Origin of the sequence: Nocardioides sp. Leaf285, from assembly GCF_001422955.1 — a bacterium.
GTDB classification, from domain to species: domain Bacteria; phylum Actinomycetota; class Actinomycetes; order Propionibacteriales; family Nocardioidaceae; genus Nocardioides; species Nocardioides kribbensis.
Genome location: NZ_LMNH01000001.1, coordinates 475,343 through 498,805, shown reverse-complemented (window position 1 = coordinate 498,805; position 23,463 = coordinate 475,343). Strand labels below are relative to the sequence as shown.

At 73.3% G+C, this 23,463-nt stretch carries 25 protein-coding genes; 5 read left to right on the top strand and 20 right to left on the bottom strand.

Annotation, left to right across the window (positions count from 1 at the left end):
- Positions 1–44 precede the first annotated feature (44 nt).
- A complete protein-coding gene (gene glpK / locus ASF47_RS02385) occupies positions 45–1,562 on the bottom strand; it encodes a glycerol kinase GlpK (RefSeq protein WP_056862905.1) in 1,518 nt (505 codons plus the stop codon).
- Here glpK (ASF47_RS02385) and ASF47_RS20930 point away from each other — a divergent pair.
- On the top strand, positions 1,561–1,704 hold the full coding sequence (locus ASF47_RS20930; RefSeq protein WP_156697689.1) for a hypothetical protein: 144 nt from the start codon (positions 1,561–1,563) through the stop codon (positions 1,702–1,704). The genes glpK (ASF47_RS02385) and ASF47_RS20930 overlap by 2 nt on opposite strands.
- On the opposite strand, the gene ASF47_RS02380 is transcribed toward ASF47_RS20930, so the two are convergent.
- On the bottom strand, positions 1,679–2,509 hold the full coding sequence (locus ASF47_RS02380; RefSeq protein WP_227489291.1) for an MIP/aquaporin family protein: 831 nt from the start codon (positions 2,507–2,509) through the stop codon (positions 1,679–1,681). The genes ASF47_RS20930 and ASF47_RS02380 overlap by 26 nt on opposite strands.
- Before the next feature lie 148 nt (positions 2,510–2,657).
- On the opposite strand from ASF47_RS02380, the gene ASF47_RS02375 reads away from it, so the two are divergent.
- Both ASF47_RS02375 and glpK (ASF47_RS02370) read left to right on the top strand, forming a co-directional pair.
- Entirely contained in the window at positions 2,658–3,410 is a 753-nt protein-coding gene (locus ASF47_RS02375; RefSeq protein ID WP_056862903.1) for an IclR family transcriptional regulator, read from the top strand.
- The gene (gene glpK, locus ASF47_RS02370; protein WP_056862389.1) at positions 3,407–4,936 is read left to right on the top strand and encodes a glycerol kinase GlpK; all 1,530 of its coding nucleotides are present in this window, start codon (positions 3,407–3,409) and stop codon (positions 4,934–4,936) included. The genes ASF47_RS02375 and glpK (ASF47_RS02370) overlap by 4 nt, the downstream gene beginning before the upstream one ends.
- A gap of 22 nt (positions 4,937–4,958) precedes the next feature.
- On the opposite strand, the gene ASF47_RS21625 is transcribed toward glpK (ASF47_RS02370), so the two are convergent.
- The 7 genes from ASF47_RS21625 to rpsB form a co-directional block, all read right to left on the bottom strand.
- On the bottom strand, positions 4,959–5,429 hold the full coding sequence (locus ASF47_RS21625) for a hypothetical protein (protein ID WP_200918920.1): 471 nt from the start codon (positions 5,427–5,429) through the stop codon (positions 4,959–4,961).
- Between the two features lie 38 nt (positions 5,430–5,467).
- Entirely contained in the window at positions 5,468–6,007 is a 540-nt protein-coding gene (locus ASF47_RS02360) for a histidine phosphatase family protein (protein WP_056862388.1), read from the bottom strand.
- Between the two features lie 13 nt (positions 6,008–6,020).
- The gene (locus tag ASF47_RS02355) at positions 6,021–6,908 is read right to left on the bottom strand and encodes a phosphatidate cytidylyltransferase (protein ID WP_056862387.1); all 888 of its coding nucleotides are present in this window, start codon (positions 6,906–6,908) and stop codon (positions 6,021–6,023) included.
- Between the two features lie 20 nt (positions 6,909–6,928).
- The gene (gene frr, locus ASF47_RS02350; protein WP_200918953.1) at positions 6,929–7,483 is read right to left on the bottom strand and encodes a ribosome recycling factor; all 555 of its coding nucleotides are present in this window, start codon (positions 7,481–7,483) and stop codon (positions 6,929–6,931) included.
- 52 nt (positions 7,484–7,535) lie between these two features.
- Complete coding sequence (gene pyrH, locus ASF47_RS02345; protein WP_056862385.1) at positions 7,536–8,249, bottom strand: UMP kinase; 714 nt, start codon at positions 8,247–8,249, stop codon at positions 7,536–7,538.
- A 143-nt stretch (positions 8,250–8,392) separates the two neighbouring features.
- Complete coding sequence (gene tsf, locus ASF47_RS02340) at positions 8,393–9,205, bottom strand: translation elongation factor Ts (RefSeq protein WP_056862384.1); 813 nt, start codon at positions 9,203–9,205, stop codon at positions 8,393–8,395.
- A 96-nt stretch (positions 9,206–9,301) separates the two neighbouring features.
- A complete protein-coding gene (gene rpsB / locus ASF47_RS02335; RefSeq protein ID WP_056862383.1) occupies positions 9,302–10,258 on the bottom strand; it encodes a 30S ribosomal protein S2 in 957 nt (318 codons plus the stop codon).
- A 599-nt stretch (positions 10,259–10,857) separates the two neighbouring features.
- On the opposite strand from rpsB, the gene ASF47_RS20500 reads away from it, so the two are divergent.
- A complete protein-coding gene (locus tag ASF47_RS20500) occupies positions 10,858–11,427 on the top strand; it encodes a M23 family metallopeptidase (RefSeq protein WP_235558585.1) in 570 nt (189 codons plus the stop codon).
- A gap of 107 nt (positions 11,428–11,534) precedes the next feature.
- Here ASF47_RS20500 and ASF47_RS02325 read toward each other — a convergent pair whose 3' ends face one another.
- The 9 genes from ASF47_RS02325 to ASF47_RS02285 all read right to left on the bottom strand — a co-directional run bounded on the left by ASF47_RS02325 (position 11,535) and on the right by ASF47_RS02285 (position 21,079).
- Positions 11,535–12,434, bottom strand: a complete 900-nt coding sequence (locus ASF47_RS02325) for a tyrosine recombinase XerC (RefSeq protein WP_056862902.1) — start codon at positions 12,432–12,434, stop codon at positions 11,535–11,537.
- 151 nt (positions 12,435–12,585) lie between these two features.
- Positions 12,586–13,749 carry a DNA-processing protein DprA gene (dprA, locus tag ASF47_RS02320; RefSeq protein ID WP_056862382.1) on the bottom strand — a complete coding sequence of 388 codons (1,164 nt, stop codon included), beginning with the start codon at positions 13,747–13,749 and terminating at the stop codon, positions 12,586–12,588.
- Positions 13,746–15,338 carry a YifB family Mg chelatase-like AAA ATPase gene (locus ASF47_RS02315; RefSeq protein ID WP_056862381.1) on the bottom strand — a complete coding sequence of 531 codons (1,593 nt, stop codon included), beginning with the start codon at positions 15,336–15,338 and terminating at the stop codon, positions 13,746–13,748. The genes dprA and ASF47_RS02315 overlap by 4 nt, the downstream gene beginning before the upstream one ends.
- On the bottom strand, positions 15,338–15,706 hold the full coding sequence (locus tag ASF47_RS02310; RefSeq protein WP_056862380.1) for a YraN family protein: 369 nt from the start codon (positions 15,704–15,706) through the stop codon (positions 15,338–15,340). Before ASF47_RS02310 ends, ASF47_RS02315 begins: the two co-directional genes overlap by 1 nt.
- 134 nt (positions 15,707–15,840) lie before the next feature.
- Positions 15,841–17,808, bottom strand: coding sequence for a hypothetical protein (locus ASF47_RS21620; RefSeq protein WP_056862379.1), 1,968 nt, complete (start codon positions 17,806–17,808; stop codon positions 15,841–15,843).
- Positions 17,809–17,882: 74 nt separating this feature from the next.
- Entirely contained in the window at positions 17,883–18,335 is a 453-nt protein-coding gene (locus ASF47_RS02300; RefSeq protein WP_056862378.1) for a TadE/TadG family type IV pilus assembly protein, read from the bottom strand.
- A 176-nt stretch (positions 18,336–18,511) separates the two neighbouring features.
- Positions 18,512–20,236, bottom strand: coding sequence for a pilus assembly protein TadG-related protein (locus tag ASF47_RS02295; RefSeq protein ID WP_056862377.1), 1,725 nt, complete (start codon positions 20,234–20,236; stop codon positions 18,512–18,514).
- Positions 20,236–20,670: a TadE/TadG family type IV pilus assembly protein gene (locus ASF47_RS02290; RefSeq protein ID WP_056862376.1), complete on the bottom strand. Its 435-nt coding sequence runs from the start codon at positions 20,668–20,670 to the stop codon at positions 20,236–20,238. Before ASF47_RS02290 ends, ASF47_RS02295 begins: the two co-directional genes overlap by 1 nt.
- Positions 20,671–20,770: 100 nt before the next feature.
- Positions 20,771–21,079, bottom strand: a complete 309-nt coding sequence (locus ASF47_RS02285; protein ID WP_056862375.1) for a DUF2469 domain-containing protein — start codon at positions 21,077–21,079, stop codon at positions 20,771–20,773.
- Between the two features lie 74 nt (positions 21,080–21,153).
- Here ASF47_RS02285 and ASF47_RS02280 point away from each other — a divergent pair, with 74 nt between their 5' ends.
- On the top strand, positions 21,154–21,933 hold the full coding sequence (locus tag ASF47_RS02280) for a YqjF family protein (protein ID WP_235557657.1): 780 nt from the start codon (positions 21,154–21,156) through the stop codon (positions 21,931–21,933).
- Here the strand turns inward: ASF47_RS02280 and ASF47_RS02275 are convergent.
- Together ASF47_RS02275 and lepB are read right to left on the bottom strand one after the other, a co-directional pair.
- Complete coding sequence (locus ASF47_RS02275; RefSeq protein WP_056862373.1) at positions 21,865–22,599, bottom strand: ribonuclease HII; 735 nt, start codon at positions 22,597–22,599, stop codon at positions 21,865–21,867. The two genes, ASF47_RS02280 and ASF47_RS02275, sit on opposite strands and share 69 nt — an antisense overlap.
- Positions 22,596–23,444, bottom strand: a complete 849-nt coding sequence (gene lepB / locus ASF47_RS02270; RefSeq protein WP_082499912.1) for a signal peptidase I — start codon at positions 23,442–23,444, stop codon at positions 22,596–22,598. Before lepB ends, ASF47_RS02275 begins: the two co-directional genes overlap by 4 nt.
- Positions 23,445–23,463 lie beyond the last annotated feature (19 nt).

Below are 23,463 nucleotides of genomic sequence, written 5' to 3'. Positions count from 1 at the left end.
CGGGCCGGCCGGTCAGGCGGCGACCGGCCGGGCCGGGGTCGACGTCACTCCACGTCGACCCAGTCCAGCGTGCGCTCGACCGCCTTCTTCCACTGGGTGTAACCCGCCTGGCGACGCTCCTCATCCCACTGTGGCGACCATCTCCTCGCCTCGTTCCAGTTCTCGCGCAGCTCGTCGGTGTTGTTCCAGAACCCGACGGCCAGACCGGCGGCGTAGGCGGCACCGAGCGCCGTGGTCTCGGCCACGACCGGTCGGCTGACCTCGACGCCGAGCACGTCGGCCTGGATCTGCATGCACAGCTCGTTGGCGGTCACCCCGCCGTCGACCTTGAGCACCTCCAGGGTGACGCCGGAGTCCTTCTCCATGGCCTCCGCGACGTCGCGCGACTGGTAGCAGATCGACTCCAGCGTGGCGCGCGCCAGGTGGGCGTTGGTGTTGAAGCGCGAGAGCCCCACGATGGCGCCGCGCGCGTCGGAGCGCCAGTAGGGCGCGAAGAGGCCCGAGAAGGCCGGCACGAAGTAGACCCCGCCGTTGTCGTCGACCTGGCGGGCCAGCGACTCGCTCTGGGCGGCGCCGGAGATGATCCCGAGCTGGTCGCGCAGCCACTGCACCGCCGAGCCGGTCACCGCGATGGAGCCCTCGAGGGCGTAGACGGTGTCCTGGTCGCCGAACTTGTAGCAGACCGTGGTGAGCAGGCCCGACTTCGACCGCACCAGCTCGGTGCCGGTGTTGAGGAGCATGAAGTTGCCGGTGCCGTAGGTGTTCTTGGCCTCGCCGGGGGCGAAGCAGACCTGGCCCACCGTGGCGGCCTGCTGGTCGCCGAGGATGCCGGTGAGGGGCACCTCGCCGCGCAGCGGGCCGTTGGCCCGGGTGGTGCCGTAGCCGCCGGGCTCGGAGGAGGAGCGGATCTCGGGCAGCATCTGGCGCGGGATGTCGAACAGGGCCAGCAGCTCGTCGTCCCACTGCAGGGTCTCGAGGTCCATCAGCATGGTGCGGCTGGCGTTGGTCGGCTCGGTGACGTGCACGCCGCCGTCGGTGCCGCCGGTGAGGTTCCAGATCAGCCAGGAGTCGGTGTTGCCGAAGATCGCGTCGCCGGCCTCCGCGGCCTCGCGGACCCCGTCGACGTTCTCCAGGATCCACTGGATCTTGCCGCCGGAGAAGTACGTCGCGGGCGGCAGGCCCGCCCGCTCGCGGATCAGGTCGCCGTGGCCGTCGCGCTCGAGCTTGCTGGCGATCCGGTCGGTGCGGGTGTCCTGCCACACGATGGCGTTGTAGTAGGGCCGCCCGGTCGTGCGGTTCCACACCACGGTGGTCTCGCGCTGGTTGGTGATGCCGAGCGCGCAGAGGTCCTCGGCGGTGAGCTTGGCCTTGCCGAGCCCGGTCTCGATGACCGAGCGGGTGCGCTCCCAGATCTCCACCGGGTCGTGCTCCACCCAGCCGGCCTGCGGCAGGATCTGCTCGTGCTCGAGCTGGTGGCGGGCCACCTCGTTGCCGCCGTGGTCGAAGATCATGAAGCGGGTGCTGGTGGTGCCCTGGTCGACGGCTCCGACGTACTCGGCCATGCGTGCCTCCTGGTGTGGGTGGGTGCTGCTGGTGCTGGGGGTGGTGCTGGGGGTGGTGCTGGGGGTGGTGCTGGGGCTGGTGACGGGGCTGGTGACGGGGCTGGTGACGGGCCCGGTCACTGGTTGGGCCGGGGCTCGCTGACCGCCTCGTCCTGGGCGCCGTCGGCGGGGTCCTCGGTGAGGTGGTTCTCGATGAGCAGCTTGAAGAGCGCGCCGCCGATGAGGCCGCCGATGATCGGGGCGATGATCGGCAACCAGAAGTAGAGGTCGCCGTTCTGGTCGTTGAGCGCCCCGCCGTAGCCGGTCATGAGCGAGGCCAGGCGCGGCCCGAGGTCGCGGGCGGGGTTGATGGCGTAGCCGGCGTTGGCGCCGAAGGCCATGCCGATGGCGACCACGAGCAGGCCGACCACGACCGGTCCGAGGTTGGCCAGGGGCGGGTTGTTCCACGCCGTGGTGAGGGCGAAGATCACGAAGACGAGGATCGCGGTGCCGACGACCTGGTCGAGGAAGGCCGTGGGGATGCTGACGCCCGCGCCGCCGTTGCCGGGCAGCGTGGAGAAGATGCCCTGGGTCTTGATGGTGTGGTCGGGGTCGACGGTCGCGATGAGGTCGGCGTAGGTGGCGCGCACGATGAGTGCCGCGACGAAGGCGCCGAGGAGCTGGGCGAGGGAGTAGGGCAGCACCTTGCGCCAGGAGAAGCCCTTGAAGGCCGCGAGCGCGATGGTGACCGCGGGGTTGAGGTGGGCGCCCGACAGGCGGGCGGCGACGTAGACGCCCAGCGTGACGCCGAGGCCCCAGGCCCAGGCGATCGAGTCGTGGTCGCCGAGGCTGCCGTCGGCGCTGGTCGACACCTGGGCGACCACGCCCGTGCCGAACAGGATCAGGATCATCGTGCCGGCGAACTCTGCACAGAGCTCGCCGACCAGGGGGTTCTTCGTGGACCGCAACTGTCTCTCCTCCCGGACGCGCCGTGCTCCTCCGGGACTCGGGGGTGGCGCCGGTCACAGCCAACACGAGACGCGCGTCACAGGCGAGGCCCGTCGTTCGACATCGTCGAACGTGCGTTCGTCGATGTCGAACGCCTACGATCACCCGATGGCCACCATCCAGTCCATCGAGCGGGCCGCGGCCGTGCTCCACGTGCTCGGCGCGGTGCACGAGCCGGTGGCGCTCGGGGAGCTCTCCCGGCTGCTCGACCTGCCCAAGCCCACGGTGCACGGGATCGTGCGCACCCTGTGCGAGGTCGGCTTCGTGACCCAGGAGCCCGACACCGGCCGCTACGCCCTGGGCTCGGGCCTGGCCACCCTGGGCGAGGGGCTCGATCCCCACCTGCTGCGCTCGCGCGCCGTCAACTGGGCCGACGGGCTCGCGGCCCGCACCGGCATGGAGGTCGAGCTGGGCGTGCTGACCGGGCGCACCGTCGAGCTCGTGCACCACGTCTTCCGCCCCGACGGCTCGCCCCAGCGCCTGCGCGTCGGTGAGCTGCAGCCGCTGGCCACCAGCGCCCTCGGACTCGTGCTGCTCGCCTTCTCCCCCGCGGTGAGCGCGTCCGCGGCCCGCGAGGCCGGCGACCCGACCCCCCGGGTCTCGCTCGCCCGCGCGATGCAGCTGGCCCGCCGCCAGGGATGGGCCTGCGTCGACAGCACGCTGCGCCCTGGTGTCGCCACCCTCGCGGCTCCCCTGCGCCGCCACCTGGGGCACAGGCTCGGGGTGGGGGTGGGCGCGCTCGGCGTCAGCGGACCGCGCGACCGCGTCCTCGGGCCGTCCGGCGAGCCCCGCGACGACCTGGTCACGCAGGTCGTCGCCGCCGCCCACGCCGTCTCCTCGACCCTGCAGGAGCGGCTGTGAGCGCGTCGTACGTCGCCTCGATCGACCAGGGCACCACCTCCACGCGGTGCCTGCTCTTCGACCACGCGGGGCGGATGGTCTCGGTCGCGCAGCACGAGCACCACCAGCACTACCCCCGGCCCGGCTGGGCCGAGCACGACGCGGCCGAGATCTGGGCCAACACGCTGCGGGTGCTGCCCGAGGCCCTGGCGCTCGCAGGGCTCCAGCCCTCCGACGTGGCCGCGGTGGGCATCGCCAACCAGCGCGAGACCACGGTGGTCTGGGACCGCGCCACCGGTCGACCGGTCGCACCCGCCATCACCTGGCAGGACACCCGCACCGCCGACCTGGTCGCCGAGCTCGGCCGCAGCGCCGCCGCGCCGCTCTTCGAGGAGGTCTGCGGGCTGACACCGGCCGGCTACTTCGCCGCACCCCGGCTGCGGTGGCTGCTCGACCACGTGCCGGGCCTGCAGCGCCGGGCCCGGCTCGGCGAGGTCGCCTTCGGCACCATGGAGTCCTGGCTGATCTGGAACCTCACCGGCGGCCCCGACGGGGGCGTCCACGTCACCGACGTCACCAACGCCAGCCGCACCATGCTGATGGACATCCACACCCTGCAGTGGGACCAGCGCCTGCTCGACGCCCTCGACGTGCCGGCGGCGATGCTGCCCGAGATCCGCCCCAACGCCCAGGTCTACGGCACCTGCACGGTCGGGCTGCCGGGTGTCGTCATCGGCGGCGCCTTCGGCGACCAGCAGGCCGCGCTCTTCGGGCAGACCTGCTTCGACGAGGGCGAGGCCAAGTGCACCTACGGCACCGGCGCCTTCCTGCTGATGAACACCGGCGCCAGCGTCACGCCCTCCACGCACGGCCTGCTCTCGACGGTCGCCTACGCCCTCGAGGGCGAGAGGCCCGTCTACGCCACCGAGGGGTCGATCGCCGTGGCCGGGGCGCTCGTGCAGTGGTTCCGCGACTCGCTGGAGATGATCTCCTCGGCCCCCGAGATCGAGACCCTCGCACGTCGCGTGGAGGACAACGGCGGGTGCTACATCGTGCCGGCCTTCGCCGGCCTCTTCGCCCCCCGCTGGCAGGCCGACGCGCGCGGCGTCGTCGTGGGCCTCACGTCCTACGTCACCCGCGGGCACCTCGCCCGGGCCGTGCTCGAGGCCACCGCCTGGCAGACCTGCGAGGTGGTGGAGGCCGTCGACCTCGACACCTCGCTGACCCTGTCGCGGCTGCGGGTCGACGGCGGCATGACCGCCAACCACCTGCTGATGCAGACGGTCGCCGACGTGCTCGACGTGCCGGTCGAGCGGCCGTTGGTGGCCGAGTCGGTCTCGCTCGGGGCGGCCTACGCCGCCGGCCTGGCCGTCGGCTTCTGGCCCGACCTCGACGTCCTGCGCGGCACGTGGCGCCGCGCGGCGCTGTGGGAGCCGTCGATGAGCCCCGTCGTGCGCCGCCGGGAGCGGGCCGCCTGGGACCGCGCGGTGCAGCGCACCCTGCACTGGGTGGTCGACGAGGACCCCGACGCCGCACCACCCGGCTGAGCCGGTCGCACGGCCAGCCCGCTCAGCCGCGGGCCACCAGGATCCAGAGCACGAGGCCGCCGACGCCCAGCACGACCACGGCCGTCGAGACCAGGCCGAGCGCCATGTAGCGGCCGAACCGCCGGGTGCGCGGCACGACGAGCAGCACCGCGGGCACGAGCAGCGCCACGAGCACGTAGGGGAAGAGCCGCTCCGCGGTGTCGTAGGCGACCATCGCGTTGAGCACCGCGCCGTAGACGCCCGGCACCAGGATGAGGAAGAGCAGCCCGGTGAAGAAGCCGGACAGCGCGGTGAAGGTCGGGTGGTCACGGTGCCACCAGCTCGGGCCCCCGCCGGCGCCCTCGTCCTCCTGGGCGGCCTCGTCGGCCCTGCTGCTCCCGCCCGGCTCGGGCGGGTCGACCTCCGAGGTCCGGGCGCGGCTGGCCTCCGCGGTCGCGGGCTCGTGCGACGGGTCCGGCGTCGTGGCGACGGGCCGGTCGGGGGTCGTGTCCATGGGAGGCAATATCTCACCTGCCGGCCCGCGCGGGCCGCTCACCGCGCCCGCGGGCCCCGGCGCGGGTCGTCGACACGGATCACGTCGGGCATGCCCAGCCGCTCCCACCGGTCGAGGTCGGGCGCCTCGCCGCGCAGGTGCGCCGCGACCAGGGTCCACGCCGTGCCGTGGCCCACGAGCACGACCTCGTCCCCGTCGTGGTCGGCGAGCACGGCGTCGACGGCCCGCACGACCCGCTCCCGGCAGGCCGCGAGCGGCTCCCAGCCCGGGTGGGCCGACTCGTCGGGGGCGGCGAAGGCACGACGTACGACCGCCTGGAAGTCCTCGAGCCACTGCGTCGACTCCCGCACGTGCTCGCGCAGCCCGTCGAGCACGGCGACCTCGCCGTCGGTCAACAGCTGGGCGGTCCCGACCGCCTTCGGCTCGGGCGAGCTGAGCCATGCCGCCCGCCGCGGCAGCCGACCCGACTCGCGCAGCGCCCAGACCTCGTCGAAGCCCGCCGGGTCCAGCCCCCACGTGTGGGGCGGGCGTCCCGGCTCGACCAGCGGGCGCGCGTGACGCACGAGGTGGACGGCCACGGCAGGGTCCGGCTTAGAAGACGGCGTAGTGCAGCAGCAGCCAGATCGGCGCGGCCGTGGCGAGCAGGGAGTCGAGACGGTCCATGAGGCCGCCGTGACCCGGGATGACCTGGCTCATGTCCTTGATGCCGAGGTCGCGCTTGATGACCGACTCGCACAGGTCACCGAGGGTGGCCATCACGACGGTGATCAGGCCGAGGGCCACGCCGACCCACCAGTCGCCGTCGAGCAGCCACACCACGAGGGCCGTGCCGCCGGCGACGGTGGCGACCGCCGACCCCGCGAAGCCCTCCCAGGACTTCTTCGGGGAGATGACCGGCGCCATCGGGTGTCGCCCGAAGAGCACGCCGCCGACGTAGCCACCGGTGTCGGAGGCGATGGTGACCAGGATGAAGACGATGACCGCCAGCACGCCGTCGTTGTCGAGGCCGGCGCCGCTCGAGCCGCCCTCGGCCAGCAGCAGCGCGACGAACGAGCCGAGGAACGGCACGTAGACGAGGGTGAAGACCGACGCCGTGGCGTTCATGACGTAGCCGTCGATGCCCCGGCGCAGCAGCCACAGCATGATCACCAGCGCGGCGACCGCGGTGGCGGTGACGAGGGCCGAGGCGCCGAAGAAGTAGGCGACGGCCACCATCGTGGCGCCACCCACCATGAGCGGCTGCTCGGGCAGGTCGATGCCCTTGGCGCCGAAGCCACGGTGCAGCTCCCAGATCGCCACCACGACGGCGGCGACCACGATGACCATGAAGGCCGCCTTGTAGAACAGCAGCGACGCGGCGATCGCCGCGAGCAGGACGAAGGCCGAGGCGAACGCGGCAGGCAGGTCACGCCCGGCGCGACCGTGGTCCTTGACCGGTGGGGTCGCGCCGGGGGTGGTGTCCGGGGAGGTGTCTGTCATCGAGTCGGTGGTGGGAGGTCTCAGACCTCCAGCAGCTCCGCTTCCTTGTTCTTGAGCATCTCGTCGATCGCGTCGGTGTGCTTCTTGGTGGTGCCGTCGAGGCGCTTCTCGGCCCCGGTGACGTCGTCCTTGCCGACCTCGCCGTCCTTCTCGAGCTTCTCGAGGTTCTGCTTCGCGGTGCGACGCAGGTTGCGCACCGCGACCCGGCCGTCCTCGGCCTTGCCGCGCGCGACCTTGATGTACTCCTTGCGCCGCTCCTCGGTGAGCTCGGGGAACACGCAGCGCAGCACCTTGCCGTCGTTGGAGGGGTTGACGCCCAGGTCGGAGTCGCGGATCGCGCGCTCGACGTTGTTCATCGCACCCATGTCGTAGGGCTGGATCAGGATGACCCGCGCCTCGGGGGCGGTGAAGCTGGCCAGCTGCTGCAGCGGGGTCGGCGAGCCGTAGTAGTCGACCACGATCTTGTTGAACATGCTGGGGTGGGCCCGGCCGGCGCGGATCGCGGCGAACTCCTCGCGCGTCGACTCCACCGACTTGCTCATCTTGCTGTCGGCCTCGTTGAGGATGTCGTTGATCACCGAAGGGGCTCCTTGTGTCGTCGCGGACTGCTGCGGGCGGGGCGGGCGCTCAGCCCGCGCTCACCCGCGTGCCGATCTTCTCACCCTGCACGACGCGCAGGATGTTGCCCTCGGGCTCCATGCCGAAGACGATCATGGGCAGCTTGTTCTCCCCGCACAGGGCGAACGCCGTCTGGTCCATGATCCGCAGGCCCTGCGAGATGGCCTCGTCGTAGGTCAGCTCGTCGTACTTGGTCGCGGTGGGGTCGAGGTGGGGGTCGGCGGAGTAGACGCCGTCGACCCCGCTCTTGGCCACCAGCACCACGTCGCAGCGGCTCTCCAGCGCGCGCTGCACGGCCACGGTGTCGGTGGAGAAGAAGGGCATGCCCATGCCGGCGCCGAAGATGACGACGCGGCCCTTCTCCATGTGGCGGATCGCGCGGCGCGGCACGTAGGGCTCGGCGACCTGACCCATGGTGATGGCGGTCTGCACCCGGGTCTCGACGCCCATCTTCTCCAGGAAGTCCTGCAGCGCCAGGCAGTTCATGACGATCCCGAGCATGCCCATGTAGTCGGCCCGCACACGGTCCATGCCCCGCTGCTGGAGCTCGGCGCCGCGGAAGAAGTTGCCGCCGCCGGTGACGACGGCGATCTGCACGCCCGCCTCGGCCACGGCGGCGATCTCCTTGGCGATGCCCTGCACCACGTCGGGGTCGATGCCGACGTTGCCGCCGCCGAACACCTCGCCGGAGAGCTTGAGGAGCACACGCTTGTATCCGGTCACGGACGGTCCCTTCGAGAGCGGGTCGGGGGGTGCACAGCGAGGAGGCCGGCGGCGATGATCAGGGTCTGAGTCATCGTCGGCCGGCCTCCTCGTCGAGCGTGTGGCGCCAACCTAGTGGATGACGCCGGAACGGGTCGTGGCGATCAGGCCCCGACCTCGAAGCGGGCGAAGCGCTTCAGCGTGGTGCCGGCCTCGTCCAGGACGGCCTTGACCGACTTCTTGTTCTCGGTGACCGAGGGCTGCTCGAGCAGCACGACGTCCTTGAAGAAGCCGTTGAGGCGACCCTCGGTGATCTTGGCGATGGCCTGCTCCGGCTTGCCCTCCTCGCGCGAGGTCGCCTCGGCGATCTCGCGCTCCTTGGCGACGACGTCGGCGGGGACCTCGTCGCGGGTGAGGTACTGCGGGCGCATGGCGGCGACCTGCATGGCGGCACCCTTGGCGGCGGTCTCGTCGCCGTCGTACTCGACGAGGACGCCCACGGCCGGCGGGAGGTCGGCGGCACGCTTGTGCATGTAGACCACGACGGGGCCCTCGAAGTAGGCCACACGACCCAGCTCGATCTTCTCGCCGATGGAGACGGCCAGGTCGTCCACGACCTCGCCGACGGTCTTGCCGTCGAGCGGGACGGCCTTGAGCGCCTCGGCGTCGACGGCCTTGGCCTGGTCGGCGGCGTCGGCGATGCGCTGGGCGGCGGAGACGAAGGCGTCGCCCTTGGCGACGAAGTCGGTCTCGCAGCGCAGCTCGACGAGGGCACCACCGGAGGTGGCGACCAGGCCGGCGGTGGCCTCGCGCTCGGCGGCGCGCTCGGCCATCTTCTTGCCACCCTTGATGCGCAGGATCTCGACGGCCTTGTCGAAGTCGCCCTCGGCCTCGGTCAGCGCCTTCTTGCAGTCCATCATGCCGGCGCCGCTGGTCTCGCGGAGCTTCTTGACGTCCGCGGCGGAGATGTTCGCCATGTGCTTCGTCCCTCGGTTCTGTGTGAGTGGGAGGTGTCCGGGCGTGCCACCGTCCGCGAGCGTCGCTCGCGGACGGTGGTCACGGCTGGAGCAGGATCAGGCCTTGGCCTCGTCGGCCGCGGGGGCCTCGGCGGTCTCGGTCTCGGCGGGGGCCTCGGCGGCCGGCTCGGCCGACGCGGCGACCTCGGCGGACTCGGCGCCCTCGGAGGACGCACCGGTCGCCTCGGAGGCCGGGGCCTCCGCGGTGGCGTCGGAGGCGGTGGCGGTCTCGGCGGCCTTCTCGGCGTCGCCGGCCAGGAGCTCGCGCTCCCACTCGGCCAGCGGCTCCTCGGCGGTGGCGCTCTCGGACCCGGTCTTGGCGCCGGAGCGGGCGATGAGGCCCTCGGCCACGGCGTCGGCGACCACGCGGGTCAGCAGACCGACGGCGCGGATGGCGTCGTCGTTGCCCGGGATCGGGAAGTCGACCTCGTCGGGGTCGCAGTTGGTGTCCAGGATGCCGATGATCGGGATCCGGAGCTTGCGGGCCTCCTCGACGGCGAGGTGCTCCTTCTTGGTGTCGACGATCCACACGGCCGACGGGGTGCGACCCATCTCGCGGATGCCGCCCAGGGTCTTCTCGAGCTTGTCGCGCTCCCGCTTCATCTGCAGGAGCTCCTTCTTGGTGCGACCGGAGCCCGCGACGTTGTCGAAGTCGAGCTCGTCGAGCTCCTTGAGACGGTTGATCCGCTGGTGCACCGTCTGGAAGTTGGTGAGCATGCCGCCCAGCCACCGCTGGTTGACGTAGGGCATCCCGACGCGGGTCGCCTGCTCGGCGATCGCCTCCTGGGCCTGCTTCTTGGTGCCCACGAACATCACGGTGCCGCCCTTCGAGACGGTCTCCTTGATGAAGGCGTAGGAGCGGTCGATGTAGGCCAGCGACTGCTGCAGGTCGATGATGTAGATGCCGTTGCGCTCGGTCATGATGAAGCGCTTCATCTTGGGGTTCCAGCGACGGGTCTGGTGCCCGAAGTGGACGCCGCTCTCGAGGAGCTGGCGCATGGTGACGACTGCCATGGTGTGGTTTCTCCTGTGTGGCCGCGAGCCCGTGCGTGCGTCCTTGCCCTCCGCCCGGGGGCGGGGAGGACGCACCGGCGCTCGAGGCCGGTCGTGTTCTCGGTTGTTCGCCCCCAGCGGGTGCTGGGAGCCCTGACGCCGGCACGCGACCCGACCTGCGCAGTGGGAGCCACAGGACCGAGGGTCGTCGCCCACGGGAGACCGACCACCCCGGTGAGGGCGGTCGACGCGGTCTGCCGACGTGCGAAGTCGACCACTGCGGACATGCCGCACTGATCGCACTCTCCAGCCTACGCGCTGGCCGCCGCAGCAGCCCAATCCGACGACCCACGAGTCGCCCCCAGGCGGCGCGACGCCGCGCTCCCTCCACACCGTGCGCCCGCTTCTCCCCGGTCCACCCGACGGTCCTCGAGCCTGGGGTCATGCGCCGTCACCCGCCGACCCTCCCCGTCCGTGCCGTGCCGCCCCGGACCACCGGGACCGGCTCGGCCGGCCCGCCGGGTTCCGCTCGGGCACGGAGGCGGCTCCTGGCGGGCGCGGGACTCACGCTGGCGTCGCTGCTCGGCGTCGTCGCGCCGGCCAGCGCCGGGGACGACCCGGTGGGCACCTGGCCCCTGCTCCCGCCTCCGGAAGTGACGGCGCGCTTCGACGCGCCGGCCTCACCCTGGGCGCCGGGCCACCGAGGGGTCGACCTGCTCGGCCGGCCGGGCCAGGCGGTGAGCGCGGCCCTCCCGGGCACGGTCTCCTTCGCCGGCACCATCGCGGGCCGCGGCGTGGTCGTGGTCGACCACGGCGCGACCCGCACCACCTACGAGCCGGTGGCCGGGACCGCCGCGGTGGGCTCCACCGTCTCCGGCGGTGAGGAGATCGGGGCCCTGCAGGTCGGCGGCTCGCACTGCGCGCCCCGCTCCTGCCTGCACTGGGGGTGGATCGCGGATCCCGACACCTACCTCGACCCCCTGCGCCTGGTGGGGGCCGGGCCCGTGCGCCTGCTCCCCCTGGGGTCGGGCGGGGCGGCGGGAACGGTCCGGCCGCGCCCGGCCGGTCCGGCGGCGACGTCGCCGGTGCCGTGGGCGCCCCCGCTCCCCCGGGGCGCATGGGTGGCCTGGGTCCCGTGGGCTCCGTGGCTGGGGCTGGTGGACCGAGGGGCCGAGGGGCCGAGGGGCTGACGCACGACCGGTGCTGTCGCCCCGGACGGCTCGACGACCCGTGCTGCGGCGCGGGCAGCGGTGCTCACGGCCCGGGTGGCTCACGGCGCAGGCGCCACCCGGTGGGCCTAGGCGCGGGGGTGGGCCTGCTGGTAGGCCCGGCGCAGGCGGTCGGTCGTGACGTGCGTGTAGAGCTGCGTCGTGGCCAGGGAGGCGTGGCCCAGCAGCTCCTGCACCGAGCGCAGGTCGGCGCCACCCTCGAGCAGGTGGGTCGCCGCGGTGTGACGCAGGCCGTGGGGTCCGATGTCGGGGGCTCCGGGCACGTCCGCGATGCGTCGGTGCACGAGGGTCCGCACGGCGCGCTGGTCGATGCGACCACCCCTGACGCCGACGAACAGCGCAGGGCCCGACCCGGCGCGCACGAGGGCCGGTCGCCCGTGCCGGACCCAGAAGTCGACCGCGCGGGCGGCGGGCCGGCCGAAGGGGACCGTGCGCTCCTTGCGGCCCTTGCCGAGCACCCGCACGACGTTGCGCTCGCGGTCGACGTCGTCGACGTCGAGGCCGACGAGCTCGCCGACCCGGACGCCCGTGGCGTAGAGCAGCTCGAGCATCGCGACGTCGCGCAGGCCCACGGGGCTGCCGTCGTCGGCCAGCTCGCTCGCGGCCCGGATCAGGTCGGCCGCCTCGTCGGCGCGCAGCACCGGGGGCAGGGTCCGGTGGGCCCGGGGGCTGGCGAGGCTGGCGCCGACGTCCTGGGGGGCCCGCCCGGTGCGGGCGAGCCAGGCGGTGAGCACGCGCGCAGCGGTCGCCCGGCGGGCGAGGGTCGTGCGGGAGAGTCCCATCGTCTGCTGCTTGGCCAGCCAGCTGCGCAGCGTGCGGAGGTCGAGGGTGCCGACGTCGGTGTGGCCGAGGCGACGGGCGTGCTCGAGGAGGCCGGCGACGTCGGCGAGGTAGGCGCGGACGCTGTGGGGGCTCAGGTCGCGCTCGACGGCGAGGTGCCGCTCGTAGTCGGCCAGGACGCGGCTCATCTCCGGCGGCAGCGTGTCGGTGGGCTCGGTGGGCTCGGCCGACCGCCCGTCGTCAGCCGGCCCACCCGTGCCCGGCGACGCGGCGACGGCGGCTGCCCTGTCGTCCGGCGCCGGGGTGCTCATCCGGCGATGCTAGGCCGGGTGGGCCTGCTCAGTCGTGAGCCAGGGCGGCGAGCCGCCAGCCCTCCTCACCGTGCTCCACGAGCCCCGCGCGGTGCAGGCGGCTCAGGGCCGACTGCACCTCGAGCAGCCCGAGCCCCGCGGCCCGGGCCACGGAGTCGGCGGGCGCGGCGCGCGCGACCGGCACACCGTCGAGGACCTGCTGGTCGCGCCGGCTGAGGCGGTCGCGACGGCGCACCGGGCCGCGGGGCTCCTCGACCAGGTGCTCGCCGCTGGCTCCCACGAGCTCGAGGACGTCGGCCCCGCCCGTCACCAGCGCCGCGGCACCGGAGCGCAGGAGCTGGTGGACGCCCTGCGACGGCGCGCTGGTCACGGGTCCCGGCACCCCCATCACGACCCGGTGGAGCCGGCCGGCCCAGTTGGCGGTGTTGAGGGCGCCGCTGCGGGCGGCCGCCTCGACGACGACGGTGCCGCAGGTCAGCGCGGCGATGAGCCGGTTGCGGCTGAGGAAGCGGATGCGGGTGGGCGGCAATCCCGGTGCCGTCTCCGAGACCACCGCGCCGACGGCGGCGATGTGGTCCAGCAGGGTCGAGTGGGCGGCGGGGTAGCTCCGGTCGGCACCGCACGCGAGGACCGCCGCGGTCGGCGCACCCGAGGCGAGCGCCCCGCGGTGGGCCGCCTGGTCGATGCCGAAGGCCGCTCCCGAGACCGCGGTGAGCCCGGTGAGCGACACCCGGGCGGCGATGTCACGCGCGACGCTCTCGCCGTAGGTCGTCGACGAGCGCGAGCCGACCACCGCCACTCCCCCGGCGAGCTCGTCGAGACGCAGGGGCCCGCGCACCCACAGTCCGATCGGCACGCCGCCGCGGTCGTGGAGCGGGTCGGCCGACCGCAGGTCGTCGAGGCCCGCGGGCCACTCGGGGTCGCCTGGCACGACGAAGCGGATCCCCCGCTCCTCGGCCTGCACGAGCTCCCGCTCGGGATCGAGGGCCTCCAGCCGCTGCCCGACGTCGTCGAGCAGGCCGTGCAGGTCGTGCTGGGAGGTGAGATGCTCGTGGACGGCGACGGGTCCGAGATCGGTGACCAGGGTGTTCATCCGCAGGTCGCCCGGCTCGGCGAGCCTGCTCAGCGCGACGCGGGCCAGCCGGTCAGCGAGCCCGACCCGTGGCGCCGACCCGGTGGGTCGCCGGCTCATCCGGCGCGCCGCAGCGTCGAGGACAGCAGCGGCTCGCCCCGACGCAGCCGCAGCGCCACCTCGACCTCGTCGAGCCCCGGTCGGGCCCGCTCGTCGGGCAGGAGGTCGAGGACGGTCCAGGCGAGGCGGTTGACCCTCACCGCACCGCGCCCGGTCAGCTGGCCGGCGTAGACCTGATCGTCGACCACCCGCTGGGCGTCGGCGTCCAACCGCCACCGGTCACGCAGCTGCGGGCCCGGGGTGTGGGCGTTGAGCCGCCAGCTGCACCCGGCGTAGCGGTCGGCCTGGCGGCGACGGGCCAGGGACACCCGGCGCCGCACCACCTCGGAGGGCTCGGCACGGCTGAAGACGTCGCGCTGGTCGTGCGGGGCCAGGGGCTCGACGTAGCGCACGACGTCGATGCGGTCGGCGATGGGACCGGTGATGCGGGCGCGGTAGTCGCGACGCTTGCGCTCGGTGCACCCGCAGCTCATCGAGCCCGACCGCGGGGCGTACTCGCCGCAGGGGCAGGGGTTGCAGGCGAGCACCACCATGGCCCGCGCCGGCAGCGTGACCGACTCCTCGCGGCGCGCCACGGTGACGTCGCCGCTCTCGAGCGGCTGGCGCAGCGCGTCGATGACGTCGCTGTGGAAGAGCGGGAACTCGTCGAGGAACAGGACCCCGAGGTGGGTCCGGCTCAGCTCGCCGGGCCGCACCGCGCCGCTGCCGCCGCCGATGAGGCTGGCCTTGCTGGCGTCGTGGTGGGGGGCGCTGAAGGGAGGCCGGACCACCATGCCCGCGCCCGGCTCCAGCACCCCGGCCAGGGAGTGGATCGCGGTGAGCTCGAGGGACTCCGAGCCGGTGAGGTCGGGGAGGATGGTCGGGATGCGCTCGGCGATGCTGGTCTTGCCGGCCCCCTTGGGCCCCTCCAGCATCAGGTGGTGGCCACCCGCGGCGGCGACCTCGACGGCGAAGCGGGTGTCCTCGAGACCCAGCAGGTCGGCGAAGTCGCCCTCCTCGCGGCGCTCGTCGCCGCGCCAGGCGAGCAGACGGCTCCCGCTCGCCGAGGCCACCGGAGGCGCCCAGGGCACCTCGTCACCGCGGAGCTCGGCGACCACCTGACCCAGCGACCGCACCCCGAGGACCTCCATGTCGGGCACCATCGCGGCCTCGTGCGCCTGCGGCTCGGGCACGAAGACCCGGCGCACCCCCCGCGCCGCGGCCGCCAGCACCATCGGGAGGACCCCGTGCACGCCGCGCAGGTTGCCGTCGAGGGTGAGCTCGCCGATGAGCACGACCCCGTCGAGTGCGGCCTTCGGCACCGTGCCGTCGGCAGCGAGCACCGACACGGCGATGGCCAGGTCGAAGTGCGTCCCGCGCTTGAGCAGGTCGGCCGGGGACAGCAGGATCGTGATGCGCTTGGTGGAGGGCCACTCGAAGCCGCCGTTGATGACGGCCATGCGGCAGCGGTCGCGCGACTCGTTGAGCGAGGCGTCGGGTCGGCCGACGAGCGTGAGCCCCACCTGGCCGGGTGACACGTCGGTCTGGACGTCGATGAGGTGCCCCAGGGCGCCGTGCAGGGACACCGACCGCGCGGTCGCCGTGCTCATCAGACCAGCCCCCGCACGTGGTCGATCGTCGAGGCGCCCTGGCGGGGCCGCAGCACCGCCACCAGGTCGATGCGTAGCTCGACGCGCCCCAACCCCTGCTCCACCCGCCACGCCTCGCCGAGGCGCAGCAACCGGTCGAGCTTGGCGTCGGTGACCGCCTCGTGCGGCGTGCCACGGCCCAGGCTGCTGCGGGTCTTGACCTCGCAGACCACCAGGACGTCGCCGTCGCGCAGGACGAGGTCGATCTCTCCTGCCGGGCAGCGCCAGTTGCGTGCGAGCACCGTCATCCCCTGCGCCACGAGGTGACGCTCGGCGAACGCCTCGCCGTAGGCACCCAGGGCCTGTCGTGATCCTGCCGTCGTCGTCATGGGACCTCCTGGGAAGGAGGCTCCTCCGGATCGCCGGTGCGTGGGGTGCCGCTGCAGGAGGGTGTGGAGGACGTTCCGGTCGCGCGCGTCTGTGGACGACTCGTGGTCCGGCCCGGGCCGGACGTCGCGTCGGCTCAGCCGACGAGGCGCACGATGCTGGGCCCGAGGTCGGCGTCGTAGGCCACCGTGGGCGCCTGCGCGTCGACCGGGAGGGCCGCCTTGTCGAAGACGAAGACCTGGAGCGCCTTGACCGAGTTGCCGTTGATCGCCAGGCCGTTGGAGGCCGAGGCGGCGCTGCTCTGGGTCTCGTCGGTGAGGAAGCCGGGCACGAAGTCCAGGATCGGCTGGAAGCGCTTCTGGGCCCGGTCGGTGGCGTAGACCACCGGGAGCCACACGAGCCGGGGCGAGTCGACGACCTCCGGCGCCAGCATCGTGGCCGACACCCCCGTGCGGGTCAGCGAGTCGAGCGTGGCGCCGTTGCGCAGGAAGCAGGAGAGCACGTCGTTGTTCAGCCGCACGCTGCCGACGACGAGGTCGCCGCGACCCGGGCAGGTGGTGGCGCCGTTGCGCACGTCGAGGCGCCCCGGCCTCGACCCCGTGCCGCTGACGAAGCCGTCGTAGAGGGCCGGGCCGTCGTTGCCGGTGTCGCCGAGGATGCAGTTGCGGCCGTCGAGGGGCTGGTCGTCCGGCACGGCTCCGCTGATCCAGGAGGAGCCGCTGCCGCACTCCTTGGTGACGGTCTGGCCCACGGCGAAGGAGTAGGGCACCAGCTGGTGGTCGAGCCCGCCGGCGATGTTGGCCGCGAGCCGTCGCTGCCCGGTGAGGCCGTCGCGCCGGGGGCTGTCGAGCTGGCCGAAGTTGCCGCGGTCCTGACCCACGCAGCCCACGGGCACCCCGGTCGGCGACGGCGCCGGCTCGGGTGTCGGGGTCGGCGTCGCCGTCGGGGACGGGCTCTGGGTGGGCGAGGGCCCGGCGCTCGGGCTCAGGCTCGGGCTCGCCGTCGGGGTCGGGCTGGCCGTCGGGGTCGGGCTGGGGGTGGGGGTCGGCGAGGGCGACGGGCCGACCACCACGTAGTCGAGGTGGTTGGCGGAGATCTCCAGCCGGGCGTTGCCCTTCGCCTGGATCAGGGCGTAGACCCGCCACGTGCCGGGGGTGGCCGACACCTCGCCGCCCACGGTGAAGGTCGGCACGACCAGCGGGTTGGTCTTGCCGACGTCCTGGGCGGCGTAGTCGACGTAGGTGGAGCCGTCGGGTGAGTAGAACCGGATCGAGGCACGGTCGGTGTTGCTGGGGATGGAGTCGACCTGGAGCTGGGAGACGCTGAGCTGCTGCCCGACCGTGACGCTCAGGGTGCGGGGGCTGGTGATCCGGTGGGACCCCACCGGGATGCCGGGTGAGGCCACCGTGGTCGTGGTCGTGGTCGTGGTCGTGGTCGCGGTCGTCGTCGTGGTCGTCGTCGTGGCGCTCGGGCTCGCCGTCGCGGTCGGGCTGCCCGTGGCGCCTGCCGTGGCTGTGGGCGTCGGGCTGGGCGTCGGGCTGGGGGCGACGGTCGTGGTCGTGGTCGCGGCGAGCGAGTTGCCGCCGGTGGTGTCGGCGGCGGCCGGGCCGAGGGCGCACCCGTCGGGCAGCCAGAAGGGCACCATGTCGGCGGGCGACGGCAGCGGCGAGACCACCCTGACCGTCGCGACCCGCTGCACGTCGACGGCCGTCCGGCCGAGCACGCCGGCGAGGCCGAACTCGACGTGGGCGGCCGGCGCCACGACCTCCATCTGCACGCAGACGTCGGCGCAGGCCGTGCCGTCGGCGTGCTCGAAGGACACCTCGCCGTTGGCGCGCTGGCCGTCGAGCAGGGCCGACCCGGTGGCGACCGGCTGGCCGGGGGCGCGGTTGGCGTTGAGGTAACGGGCCGCGTCGGCCGCGATCGCCGCGGGCGCGGCCGCCGGCACCGACACCCTCATCGGCAGGCGCCACCCGGCGCTGGTCGCCGTGACGTCGGCCTGCTTCTGCACCGCGCGCCCCCGGGACCAGGCGTTGCCGAGGTCGACCGCGAGCGCGGACACCCCGAAGAGCACGACGGCCATCACGGCGATCATCACCGCCATGGCCCCGCCCTCGTCCCGCGTACGCCGGCAGCGCCCCGCCGCCCGGGGAGCGGCCGGGCGGGCGCACCACCCGGTCACGGGCACGCCTCGGGCTGGCGCGGCACGAACTCGACGCGCGCCTCGGCGGTGGCGTTGACCTCCCCGTCGTCGACGAAGGGCAGGATCGGCAGCTGCAGGTCGAAGCTGTCGAACTGCACCGTCACCGTGACCACGTCGCCCACCTGCACCTGGCTCGGCAGCGCGGTGGCGTAGCTGCGCCGCACGGTCGCGGTGGAGCCCGACCCGGTGAGGCCCTGGATGTCGGCGGCGACGGCGGTGCGGTAGGCGGCGCAGGTCGCGGGGTCGCCGACGGCCGCCATCCGGGCGGCGTTGCGGGCGATGTCGCTGCCGCCCTGCATGGCCCAGAAGTACAGGCCGTACTGGATGATCCCGAAGAGCAGCAGGAAGAGCACCGGCATGAGCAGGGCGAACTCGACGACGGTCGCGCCCCGCTCGGAGCGCTGCGGTGCCGCTCGCCTCGTGCCCACAGCCGGTCACCTCTCGGGAGCGCTGCTCAGGTCCCCCGGTGGACGCGCGTCAGCGACAAGGAGCATCGGTCGGGCTGAACCCGTGCTGAGCGCTCGCTCGGTAAAATCAACGCGAGATCCTCAGATCGGTAACAGATCCACCACGGCCCGCGTCCCGCCGGAGGACGGCGACCGGCTCAGCCGCGCAGCGCGGGGAGGCTGCACACCGCCTCGAGGGCGAACACGTCGGCGCCACCCACCCGCACGCCCAGGAGCCTGGCGACCGGGCCGACGAGCTGGCTGTCGAGGTTGCCGGCCAGCGGGGTGAGGGTCTTGTTGACGAAGGCGTTGGGCCCGTTGGTGAGCCCGTCGAGCACCGCCGTGGTGACGGAGGTGATCTGGCTGGCGTTGAGGGTCAGGCCGGCGGCGGTGATGGAGGAGGAGGTGATGGTGGGCACCACCGAGCTGAGCACGTTGACGGTGCCGCCGGTCGACTTCGGCGTGACGTCGTTGGGAGGCAGCGCAAGTGAGACGGTGCTGGTCGCGGCCGGGGCGGGGCTGCTCATGGTCAGCCTGACCCCCACGTCGACCGCCACGTCGACCGAGGTCAGCAGCAGCTCGAGCTTGAGGGTGCCCTTGACCTCGAGGTCGACGGTGAGGCTGTACTCCGCGAGCCCGCTGGCCACGGCCACGGAGAAGGTCGAGGGGTCGGTCGTGGTGCCGTTGCCGCAGTGGACCTGGGGTGGGTCGACGAGCTGGGAGGTGGCGTTGCCGAGCTTGAGGTGCACGCTCCCGGTGGCCTTGGGGGTCTGCAGGGTGCCCTTCACCAGGCCGAGGTTGAGGTTCATGCTCGGGAGGTTGACGAAGGTCAGGCCCAGGTCGCCGGAGATCTGGCTGGTGGCCGCGCGCGCCTCGGCCGAGTTGGGCGCGCCGCAGGCGGTCTGCCTGCCCTGCTGCACGAAGATCCCGCCGGTCACCTGGCTGCCGAGGCCGGGCACCTGGGCCTGGAGGTTGGGGATGGCCACGGCGTGCTGGCCGGTGGCGACGCCGACCGAGCCCGCGATCAGGTCGAGCACGTTGAGCCCGGTCTCCAGGGCGGCGCTGTCGGTCGGGGAGATGTTGAGCAGCGAGCCCAGCCGCACCGCCGGCACGCTGCCGGCGACGGCCAGGAAGGAGCCGAGGGCGCTGACGGCCGCGCTGTAGCCGGCCGGCTTCTCCTTGTTGAGCACGTCGATGGTGCCCTTGACCAGGTCGCCGAAGGCCACCGGCGCGGTGAGCAGCTCGGTCTCGGTGCCGAGCACGGCGGTCGCGGCCAGCTGGGCCAGGCTCACCTCGGTGTTGGCGATGCCCTGGTAGCCGACCAGCGTGAGGTTGACCCCCAGCAGGCTGTTGAGCGGGGCGAGCAGGGCCGAGTCGTTGCTGCGCACCGCCGCGGCGTAGGACCCCAGGGCGTGGCAGGCGGTCGTCGTCGAGGTGGCGTACGCCGTGCGCGTCGCGCTGCCCGAGCCGGCGGCGAAGGCGAAGTCGGTGCTCGCGCTGGCCACGACCTTGACGGCGGTGGGCGGCTCGGCGGTCGTGTTCCAGGTCGTGCCGTTCCACGATCCCCAGTCGGCGGTCACGACGAGGTCGTCGCCGAGGGTGGTGCTGTTCCGGGCGACGCTCTGGCTCAGCAGCGAGGTGGACGAGGTGGTCACCAGCGCGGCCAGCTGGGCCTGGGAGCGGCCGTCGATCTCACGGGCCATGTCGAGCGCGACGACGTCGGCGATGGCCTGCATGTCACGGCGCACGACGCGCTGGGTGCCGAGGTCGACGGCGAGCGCGGCCACGGCGAGCAGCAGGGCGATGGTGACCGCGAGGAAGACCGCGACGGCGCCGCGCTGGCCGCGCTCGTCACGGTGCACGCACCAGGTGCCCCGCAGCATCAGCTCACCCTCGCCGTCGCGGTGTAGCTCAGCGTCTGCGGCAGCGGCACGAGCGGGAGCTTCGGGGTCAGCGGCTGGGCGGCGTAGGGGTAGGACACCAGCACCTGCACGCAGCGGGCGCTGCCGCAGGTGGTAAAGGTGACCGTGCAGGTGGCACCGGAGCTGCAGGAGACGCCGTAGCTCTGGAGCGCCTCGTTCACGCTCGCCAGGGCCGCCGTGCGGCGCGAGGCCTCCTGGGTGGTGTTGAAGGCCTGGGCGCCCACGGCGGCCGCGCGGGCGCCCTCGGCCGCCCCCTGGCTGATCGCCTGGCGGAAGCTCAGCATGTAGCCGTAGGTGATGATGCCGAAGACGAGCAGCAGCAGCAGCGGTGCCACGAGGGCGAACTCGACCGCGGCCGCGCCCCGTTCGCGGTCGCGTCCCTGTCGCAGACCCATGTCTCCCTCACCCCGCACAGCAGCCCCCGAGCTCCACGAGCGAGGCTAGGGAAGGCGCTCAGGGGCGCGCGGCCAGCTGGGGGCAGATGGCCCGAAAGGACTACTTCTCGGGCAGATCCATGTCCGAAGGACTGAGCTCCTCGACGTTGACGTCCTTGAACGTCAGCACCTTCACGTTCTTGGCGAAGCGGGCGGGGCGGTACATGTCCCAGACCCAGGCGTCGCTCATCGACACCTCGAAGAAGACGTCGCCGGCCTCGGTGCGCGCCTTCACGTCGACCTGGTTGCACAGGTAGAAGCGCCGGTCGGTCTCGACGACGTACTTGAAGATGCCCACGACGTCGCGGTACTCGCGGTAGAGGGTCAGCTCCATCTCGGTCTCGTACTTCTCGAGATCCTCGGCGCTCATCGCTCTCCTCGTCGTCGGCGCGGGCGGGCCCGAGGGGTGGGGTCGCGGGCCGTGCGCACTGGCATCGTAGACACGTGAGCGACACCCGAGTGCCCCCAGGCCCGGGGCGGCCCGTCGAGGCCCAGGGGCCCCCGCTGCCGGGCCGCCCGATCATGAACCAGTGGTGGCGCGACATCACCTTCGTCCACTGGCGCGTCGATCCCGACCGGGTGGCACCGCTGCTCCCGCCGGGGGTGCGCCCCGACCTGCACGACGGCAGCGCCTGGGTCGGCCTCATCCCCTTCCGGATGGTCGGGGCGGGCTTCGGGCGGCGCAGCACGGCGCCGTGGTTCGGCACGTTCCTCGAGACCAACGTCAGGCTCTACTCCACCGACGACCGCGGCCGTCACGGCGTGGTCTTCCGCTCCCTCGAGGCCGAGCGGCTCGCGGTGGTCGCCGGCGCCAACCTCACCTTCAACGTGCCCTACCGCTGGGCCGGCATGAGGATGGACCCGGCCGCGCTCCCCCACGACGCCGACGTCACCGGCGCCCGCGTCCGCTACGACTCCGTACGCCGCGCCCGCGGCCGCGCGCGCAGTCGCCTCGAGATCGAGGTGGGCGAGCCGGTCGCCGAGCCCGACCCCCTCGACCTCTTCCTCACCGCCCGCTTCGGGCTGCACACCAGCGTGCTGGGGCGCACGCTGTGGGTGCCCAACACCCACGGCCCGTGGCCCTTGCGCCGCGCCCGGGTGAGCGCCCTCGACGACGAGCTGGTCGCCGCGGCCGGGCTCCCCGGGGTGAGCGGGTCAGCGCCCGACTCGGTGCTGTTCTCGACCGGGGTGCAGACCCGCTTCGGGCTGCCCGAGCGGCTCTGAGCCCGCGGGGGGCTCCAGACCCGCGGCGCGGCGGACGTTGACGAAGCGCATCCGGTGCACCGGCGAGGGGCCGTGCTCGCGCAGCGCCGCGGTGTGGGTCTCGGTGATGTAGCCCTTGTGGGTGGCGAAGTCGTAGGCCGGCCACTGCTCGTGCAGCTCGGTCATGATCCGGTCGCGGGTCACCTTGGCCAGCACCGAGGCCGCGGAGATGCAGGCGGCCACCCGGTCGCCCTTCCAGACCGCCAGCCCCGGCGCGCCGAGGCCGTCGACGGGGAAGCCGTCGGTCAGCACGTAGTCGGGGGCCACGTCGAGCAGGGCCACCGCACGGCGCAGCGCCTCGATGTTGGCGACGTGCATGCCGAGGCGGTCGCACTCCTCCTGCGAGACCACGACGACCGACCAGGCGAGGGCACGCCGCACGACCTGGTCGTAGCACCGCTCGCGGGCCCGCTCGGTCAGCAGCTTGGAGTCGGCCAGTCCCGGCACGATCCCCGCCCGACCGGCGGGCAGGATGCAGGCCCCGGCCACGAGCGGGCCGGCGCAGGCGCCGCGCCCGGCCTCATCGACCCCGGCCACGGTCTCGATGCCGTGGCGCCGCAGGGCGCGCTCGTAGCCGTAGAGCCCGGCGTCGCGCCGGACCGTGGCACCGCGCGGGAGCAGGCTCACGACGGGTCGGGCACGTCCGCGAAGACGTCGGGGCGATCGAGCAGCCCGGCGTGCCCGACGGGCCAGAAGACGGCCATCACCTTGCCGACGATGTCGTCGACCGGCACGAACTCGTCGCCCGGCACGCAGGCGGTGTCGCCCTCGGCGCACATCTGGAAGCTGGAGTCGGCGGAGTGGCCGCGGTTGTCGCCCATCACGAAGACGGTGCCCTCCGGCACGGGTCCCGCCTGCCAGTCGCAGTCGCCGAGCATCGGCCCGCGGCACTTGATGTTCTTCTCGTCGAGGACGTAGGCGTCCTCCTCCATGGGCAGGCCGTTGACGCTGATCCGCCCGGCCTCGTCGCAGCACACGATGGTGTCGCCCGCGACGCCGACGACGCGCTTCACGAGGTGGCCGCCACCGGGGTAGAGGCCGAGCGCGTCGAGGCCCTTGGTGACCGGGTTGCTCGCGGTGCGCGTCTCCTCCTCGCCCAGCCAGTCGCCGGGGTCCTGGAAGACCACGACGTCACCGCGCTCGGGGGTCCCACCGCCCCAGTAGGAGACCTTCTGCACGACGATCCGGTCGTTCTCGACCAGGCCGGGCTCCATCGACTCCGAGGGGATGTAGAAGACCTGCAGGAGGAAGGTCTTCACCAGCACCGCCAGGCCCACCGCGACGGCGAGCAGCACCAGCGTCTCGACCCCGAACGGCAGCGAGCGCTCCCGGCGCGGTCCGCGCGCGCCCGGGAACGACCGCGACCGCGACTCCGTGACGGCCGGGTCGGGCTCCGCGCCCCGACCGGTCTCGGTCGGGTGCGCGGTGCCGTCGCTCTCGACGGGCACGGGGTCGCGGTCGGGTGAGGTCACGCGGGTGAGTCTAGGAAGC